This window comes from Actinacidiphila sp. bgisy144, assembly GCF_057708105.1.
Genome location: NZ_JBYIRM010000075.1, coordinates 1 through 7,541, shown reverse-complemented (window position 1 = coordinate 7,541; position 7,541 = coordinate 1). Strand labels below are relative to the sequence as shown.

General features: G+C 74.9%; 1 protein-coding gene. It reads left to right on the top strand.

Features of this window, described 5'->3' with window-relative positions; genetic code table 11:
* Positions 1-7,541, top strand: a 7,541-nt coding sequence (locus AC3EVP_RS36600; RefSeq protein WP_435138031.1) for an SDR family NAD(P)-dependent oxidoreductase, incomplete at both ends; no start/stop codon positions are given.

The following is a 7,541-nucleotide window of genomic DNA, read 5'->3' as shown; positions in this document are numbered from 1 at the left end:
CGCGGCCTGCGACGTGGCGGACCGAGAGCAACTGGCGGCGCTGCTCGGCTCGTTGGAGGTCCCACTCGTCGGCGTCGTGCACGCGGCGGGTGTGATCGACGACGGCCTGGTGGCGTCGATGACGGCCGAGCAGGTGGACCGTGTGATGCGGCCGAAGCTGGACGCGGCGGTGCTGCTGGACGAGTTGACGGCGGACGCGGAGCTGCGGTCGTTCGTGCTCTTCTCCTCGGTGGCGGCGTTGATCGGGAGTGCCGGTCAGGGCAACTACGCTGCGGCGAACGCCGGGTTGGACGCGCTGGCGGCGCGGCGCCGGGCCGCGGGCCGGCCGGCGGTGTCGCTGGCGTGGGGCCTGTGGGCGGCCGAGACCGGCATGACCGGCGAGCTGGACGCCGGGCAGCTCGCCCGGCTGGAGCGCATGGGCGTCCTGCCGCTCTCCTCGGAGCTGGGGCTCGAACTGCTGGACGCGGCCCAGAAGGTGGATGCCGCGCTGGTCGCGCCGGTGCGGCTGGACCTGGCGGCGCTGCGCGAGCAGGCGCGGGCGGGCACCGCGGTGCCGCTGCTGGCCGGACTGGTCCGCGCACCGGGCCGCAAGAGCCGTACGGGCGCGGGCGGTTCGCTCGCCACGCGGCTGTCCGGCGTGGACCGCGAGCAGTGGGAGCGCGTGACGCTGGACCTGGTGACCGCGCAGGTGGCGGCGGTGCTCGGGCACGCGTCGGCCTCGGCGGTCGACGCGGGGCGGGCGTTCAAGGAGCAGGGCTTCGACTCGCTCTCCTCGGTCGAGCTGCGCAACCGGCTCGCTCAGGCCACGGGCCTCAAGCTGCCCGCGACCCTCGTCTTCGACCACCCGACCTCCCTGGCGGTGGCGCGCTTCCTGGTGACGCAGGTGTCGGGTACGGACGAGGGTGCCGCGAAGACACCGGCCACCCGCACCCCGGCCCGGCGGCGGGCCGACGCGGACGAGCCGCTGGCGATCGTCGGCATGGCCTGCCGCTACCCGGGTGGCGCGAACTCGCCCGAGGGCCTGTGGGACCTGGTCGCTTCCGGCCGGGACGCGATATCGGGGCTGCCCGGGGACCGCGGCTGGGACCTGGAGCGGCTGTACGACCCGGACCCGGAGCGCGTCGGCACCGTCTACGCCCGCGGGGGCGGCTACCTGGACGGCGCGGGTGACTTCGACGCGGGGTTCTTCGGGATCAGCCCGCGTGAGGCGCTGGCGATGGACCCGCAGCAGCGGCTGCTGCTCGAAGGGGCCTGGGAGGCGCTGGAGGACGCCGGGATCGACCCCGGCTCGCTGCGCGGCAGCGACACCGGCGTGTTCACCGGCGCGGTCACCTCGGAGTACGGCGGCGGGGCGACGCCGGAGCTGGAGGGCTTCAAGCTCACCGGCCGCACCACCAGCGTCGTGTCGGGCCGGCTGAGCTACACCTTCGGCCTGGAGGGCCCGGCGGTGTCCGTGGACACCGCGTGCTCCTCGTCCCTGGTGGCGATGCACCTGGCGGCGCAGGCGCTGCGCAACGGCGAGTGCTCGCTCGCGCTGGCCGGCGGGGCGACGGTGATGTCCGGGCCGTTCCTGCTGGTGGAGTTCTCCCGGCAGCGCGGCCTGTCGCCCGACGGCCGCTGCCGCTCGTACGCGGAAGGCGCCGACGGCACCGGCTTCTCCGACGGTGCCGGCATCGTCGTGATGGAACGGCTGTCGGACGCGAAGCGGCTCGGGCACAAGGTGCTGGCGGTGATCCGCGGCAGCGCCGTCAACCAGGACGGCGCCTCCAACGGCCTGACCGCGCCGAGCGGCCCGGCCCAGGAGCGGGTGATCCGGGCGGCGCTGGCTTCGGCGGGGCTGCGGCCGGACCAGGTCGACGCGGTCGAGGGCCACGGCACCGGCACCAAGCTGGGCGACCCGATCGAGGCGCAGGCGCTGCTGGCGACCTACGGCCAGGGGCGCGCGGAGGACCGGCCGCTGTGGCTCGGGTCGATCAAGTCCAACATCGGCCACTCCTCGGCCGCCGCGGGTGTCGCGGGCGTCATCAAGATGGTCCAGGCACTGCGGCACCGGCAGCTGCCGGCCACCCTGCACGTCGACCAGCCCAGCCCGCACGTGGACTGGACGTCGGGCGCGGTCAAGCTGCTGACGGAAGCGCAGCCGTGGACCGACCCCGGGCGCCCGCGCCGCGCGGCCGTGTCGTCCTTCGGGGTCTCCGGCACCAACGCGCACATGATCATCGAGGAGGCTCCGGCGGCGGAGGAGGAGCCCGCACCGCAGGCTGCGAAGGTCCTTCCGACGGTTCCGGTGCTGGTGTCGGCGAAGGACGAGACCGGGCTGCGGGCGCAGGCGGCCAGGCTGCGGGAGTTCCTGCTCGCGCGGCCGGAGACGGGGCTGTTGGACCTCGGGCTGTCCGCGGCGACCACCCGGGCACAACTGGAGCACCGGGCCGCCGTCACCGCCACCGACCGCGACTCCCTGCTGGCGGGGCTGTCCGGGCTGGCGGTCGGTGAGCTCGGCGGCGGTGTGGTGGAGGGCCGCGCCGGGTCGGGGAAGACGGTGTTCGTCTTCCCGGGGCAAGGTGCGCAGTGGGTCGGCATGGCGGTGGAACTGCTGGATGCCTCCGAGGTGTTCGCCGCGGAGGTGGCCGCATGCGACGCGGCACTCGCCCGGTTCGTGGACTGGCGGGTGGAGGACGTGCTGCGGGAGGCGGACGGAGCGCCGCCGTTCGAGCGGGTGGATGTGGTGCAGCCGGTGCTGTTCACGGTGATGGTGGCGCTGGCGGCGCTGTGGCGGTCGTTCGGGGTGGAGCCGGATGTGGTGGTCGGCCACTCGCAGGGTGAGATCGCGGCGGCGTATGTGGCGGGTGGGTTGTCGTTGGAGGACGCGGCGCGGGTGGTGGCGCTGCGGTCGAAGCTGGTGCTGGAGCGGCTGGCGGGGTTGGGCGGGATGGTGTCGGTGGGTCTGCCCGCCGAGGAGGTCGCCGCGCTGATCGCGCCGTACGAGGGCCGGGTGTCCATCGCGGCGGTCAACAGCCCGCGCTCGGTGGTCGTCTCCGGTGAGGCCGAGCTGCTCGGGGAACTGGTCGAGCAGTGGCAGCACGCCGGGGTACGGGCCCGCCGGGTGCCGGTGGACTACGCGTCGCACTCGGCGCAGGTCGGCATCATGGAGGACGAACTCCTCGACGTCCTGGCGCCGTTGGCGCCCCACCCGGGCCGCGTTCCCTTCTACTCCACGGCGACCGGTGACTTCATCGGGACCGAGGGCCTGGACGGGGCCTACTGGTACGCGAACCTGCGCGGGCAGGTCGGATTCGAGGCCGCCGTCCGCGCCCTGGCCGGACAGGGCGCCGGCCGCTTCCTGGAGATGTCCCCGCACCCCGTGCTGGTCTCGGCCGTGACCGAGACGGTGCAGGAGGTCGAAGGCAGCGAACTGGTGCGTGTCGTCGGCTCGTTGCGCCGCGGCGAAGGCGGGCTCGGCCGGTTCGCGACGTCGCTGGCCGAGGCCCACGTGGCCGGCGCGACCGTGGACTGGGCGGGCTTCTACGCCGGGACCGGTGCCCAGCGGGTGGACCTGCCCGGCTACGCCTTCCAGCGGTCGCGGTACTGGCTGCCGGTGGCCGCCGGGGGCGGCGGCGACCTCGCCGGGGCCGGACTCGCGGCCTTCGGGCACCCGATGCTGTCGGCGGCCGTACGGGTCGGCGACCGCGACGAGTGGGTCCTCACCGGCCGCGTCTCGCCGGAGGCCCAGCCCTGGACACAGGACCACGCCGTGTTCGGCATGGTCATCGTCCCCGGCGTGGCCCTGGCCGAACTGGCACTGGCCGCCGGCCGCAAGGTGGACTGCCCGGTGGTCGAGGAACTCGTCCTCCAGGTCCCGCTGCTGCTCGCCGAGGACGAGGCACGCGACCTCCAGGTCACCGTCGGGGCTCCCGACGACGACGGGCGCCGCGACCTCGCGATCTACACCGCGCCGAGCGAGAAGGAAGGCCGGGAGCAGGCCCAGCCCATCTGCCACGCGCGCGGCACCCTGACACCCGACGCCGGCCTGCCCGCCGACACGGACTGGGCGCGCGCCTGGCCGCCGCAGGACGCGGAACCCGTCGCGGTGGACGCCCTCTACGAGCGCCTCGCCGGCCTCGGCTACGACTACGGCCCCTCCTTCAAGGCCCTGCACACCGCCTGGGAGCAGGACGAATACGTCTACGCCGAAGCCGCCCTCCCCGACGAGCACGTCTCCTCCGCCCGCCAGTACGGCATCCACCCGGGGCTGCTGGACTCCTCGCTCCACAGCGGGCTCTCCTGGCTCGACAAGGGCGGGGACCACGCCGCCCAACTGCCCTTCTCCTGGTCGGGCGTTCGGCTGGGCATACCCGGCAGCTCCCGGGTGCGGGTCCGCATCACCTCCACCGCCGACTCCACGCTGCGCGTCGACATCACCGACGAGCAGGGCGAACTCGTCATCAGCGCCGACCAGTTGGCGTTCCGGCCGGTGGACCGCAACCAGTTGGAAGGCGCGCGGCGGCCGGACACCGGAGCGCTCTACACCGTCGACTGGAGCCCCGTCGCACCGGCCGCGGACGCCGTCCGGCCGCAGGTGGCCGCACTCGGCGAACTGACCGGAGCAGGCGAGCAGTTCACCGACCTGGCCGCACTGACCGCGGCGGTGGCCGCGGGAACCGCCGTGCCGGGCACGGTGGTCGCCGCGGTCCCGGACGACGCGGCAGGGTCCGTGCAGACGGTGGCCGCGCGGACACTGGAGCTGGTGCAGGAGTGGCTGGCCGCCGACGCGCTGGCCGAGTCCCGCCTGGTGCTGGTCAGCCGGGGCGCGGTCTCGACGGCCGGTGAGGCGCCGGACGTGGCGGCGGCCGCCGCGTGGGGCCTCGTCCGCAGCGCGCAGTCGGAGCACCCCGGGCGCTTCGGCCTGCTGGACCTCGACCCGGCGGGCGAGATCGCCGGCGCGGCACCGGACTGGGCCGCGCTGACCCTGCATGCCGACGAGCCGCAGGTGGCGGTGCGCGGCGGGCAGGTGCTGGCGCCGCGCCTGGCGAAGGCCACCGCGTCCACCACGCTGGGCGCCCTCACACCGGCGGCCGCGGACGGCGCGGTACTGGTCACCGGTGGCACCGGCGGCCTGGGCGCCCTGGTGGCACGTCACTTGGCGACCGAGGGCGGTGCCCGCCACCTGGTGCTGGTCTCCCGCAGCGGTCTGGGGGCGCCGGGTGCGGCCGACCTGGCGGCGGAGCTGGCGGACGCCGGCTGCCGGGTGGAGGTGATGGCCTGCGACGTGGCCGACCGGGAGCAACTGACCGAGCTGATCGGCTCGTTGGACGCCCCGCTCGTCGGCGTCGTACACGCGGCCGGCGTTTTGGACGACGGTCTGCTGGCGTCGATGACGCCGGAGCAGCTTGAGCGAGTGGTCCGGCCGAAGCTCGAATCGGCCCTGCTGCTCGACGAGTTGACGGCGGACGCCGATCTGCGGTCGTTCGTGTTGTTCTCCTCGGTGGCGGCGTTGATCGGGAGTGCCGGTCAGGGCAACTACGCGGCGGCGAACGCCGGGTTGGACGCGCTGGCGGCGCGGCGGCGGGCCGCGGGCCGGCCGGCGGTGTCGCTGGCGTGGGGCCTGTGGGCGACCGGCACCGGCATGACCGGGGAACTGGACGCCGCTCAGTTGACGCGGCTGAACCGGATGGGTGTGCAGCCCCTGCCCTCGGAGTTGGGGCTCGAACTCCTCGACGCGGCCCAGAAGGTGGACGCGGCGCTGGTCGCTCCGGTGCTGCTGGACCTGGCGGCGCTGCGGGAGCAGGCGCGGGCGGGCACAGCGGTGCCGCTGCTGGCCGGACTCGTCCGCACCCCCGGCCGCAAGGACCGTACGAGCGCGGGCGGTTCACTCGCGACACGGCTCGCCGGCGTGGACCGGGAGCAGTGGGAACGCGTCGCCCTGGACCTGGTGACCGCGCAGGTCGCCACCGTGCTCGGGCACGCGTCGGCCGCCGCGGTGGACCCGGGCCGGGCATTCAAGGAGCTCGGCTTCGACTCGCTGTCCGCCGTCGAGCTGCGCAACCGGCTCGCCCAGGCGACCGGTCTCAAGCTGCCGGCCACCCTGATCTTCGACCACCCGAGGCCGATCGCGGTCGCCAGGTTCCTGGTGACGCAGGTCCAGGGCGCGGGCACCGGAAAGGCGCCGGCCACCCGGACACCGGTCAGGCGGCGGGTGGAGGCGGACGAGCCGCTGGCGATCGTCGGCATGAGCTGCCGCTACCCGGGCGGCGCGAACTCGCCCGAGGGCCTGTGGGACCTGGTCGCCGCCGGCCGGGACGTGATCTCCGAGCTGCCGGGCGACCGCGGCTGGGACCTGGAGCGGCTCTACGATCCCGACCCGGAGCAGGCCGGCACCGTGTACACGCGCGGCGGCGGGTTCCTCGACGGCGCGGGTGACTTCGACGCCGGGTTCTTCGGGATCAGCCCCCGCGAAGCCGTCGCGATGGACCCGCAGCAGCGGCTGCTGCTCGAAGGCGCGTGGGAGGCGCTGGAGGACGCCGGGATCGACCCCGGCTCGCTGCGTGGCAGCGACACCGGCGTGTTCTGCGGCGTCGGCCCCTCCGACTACGTCTCCGGGCTCATGGCCGGAGGCGGCGGCCCGGAGCTGGAGGGCTTCCGGATGACCGGCGGCACCACGAGCGTCGTCTCCGGCCGTGTCGCCTACAGCCTCGGCCTGGAGGGCCCCGCGGTCTCCGTGGACACCGCGTGCTCCTCGTCCCTGGTGGCGATGCACCTCGCGGCCCAGGCGCTGCGCTCCGGCGAGTGCTCGCTCGCCCTGGCCGGCGGCGTCACCGTCATGGCGGGCCCCTTCCTGCTGGTGGAGTTCTCCCGGCAGCGCGGGCTGGCCGCCGACGGCCGCTGCAAGTCCTACGCGGAAGGCGCCGACGGCACCGGCTTCTCGGACGGCCTCGGCCTCATCGTCCTGGAACGGCTCTCCGACGCCCGCCGCCTGGGGCACAACGTGCTCGCGGTGCTGCGCGGCTCCGCGATCAACCAGGACGGCGCGTCCAACGGCCTGACCGCGCCCAGCGGCCCGGCTCAGGAGCGGGTGATCCGGTCGGCGCTGGCCTCGGCGGGGCTGCGGCCGGACCAGGTCGACGCGGTCGAGGGCCACGGCACCGGCACCAAGCTCGGCGACCCGATCGAGGCGCACGCCCTGCTCGCCACGTACGGGCAGCGCCGCGCGGACGACCAGCCGCTGTGGCTCGGGTCGATCAAGTCGAACATCGGCCACTCCTCGACGGCGGCCGGTGTCGCGGGCGTCATCAAGATGGTCCAGGCGCTGCGGCACCAGCAGCTCCCGGCCACCCTGCACGTCGACGCCCCGTCCTCGAACATCGACTGGGACGCCGGCTCGGTCAAGCTGCTGACCGACCCGCAGCCCTGGCCGGCGGGCGAACGGGTCCGCCGCGCGGGCGTCTCGTCCTTCGGCGTCAGCGGCACCAACGCCCACGTCATCATCGAGGAGGCCCCGGCCGTCGCCGAGGAGCCCGCGCCGCAGGTCGAGAAGGTCCTGCCCA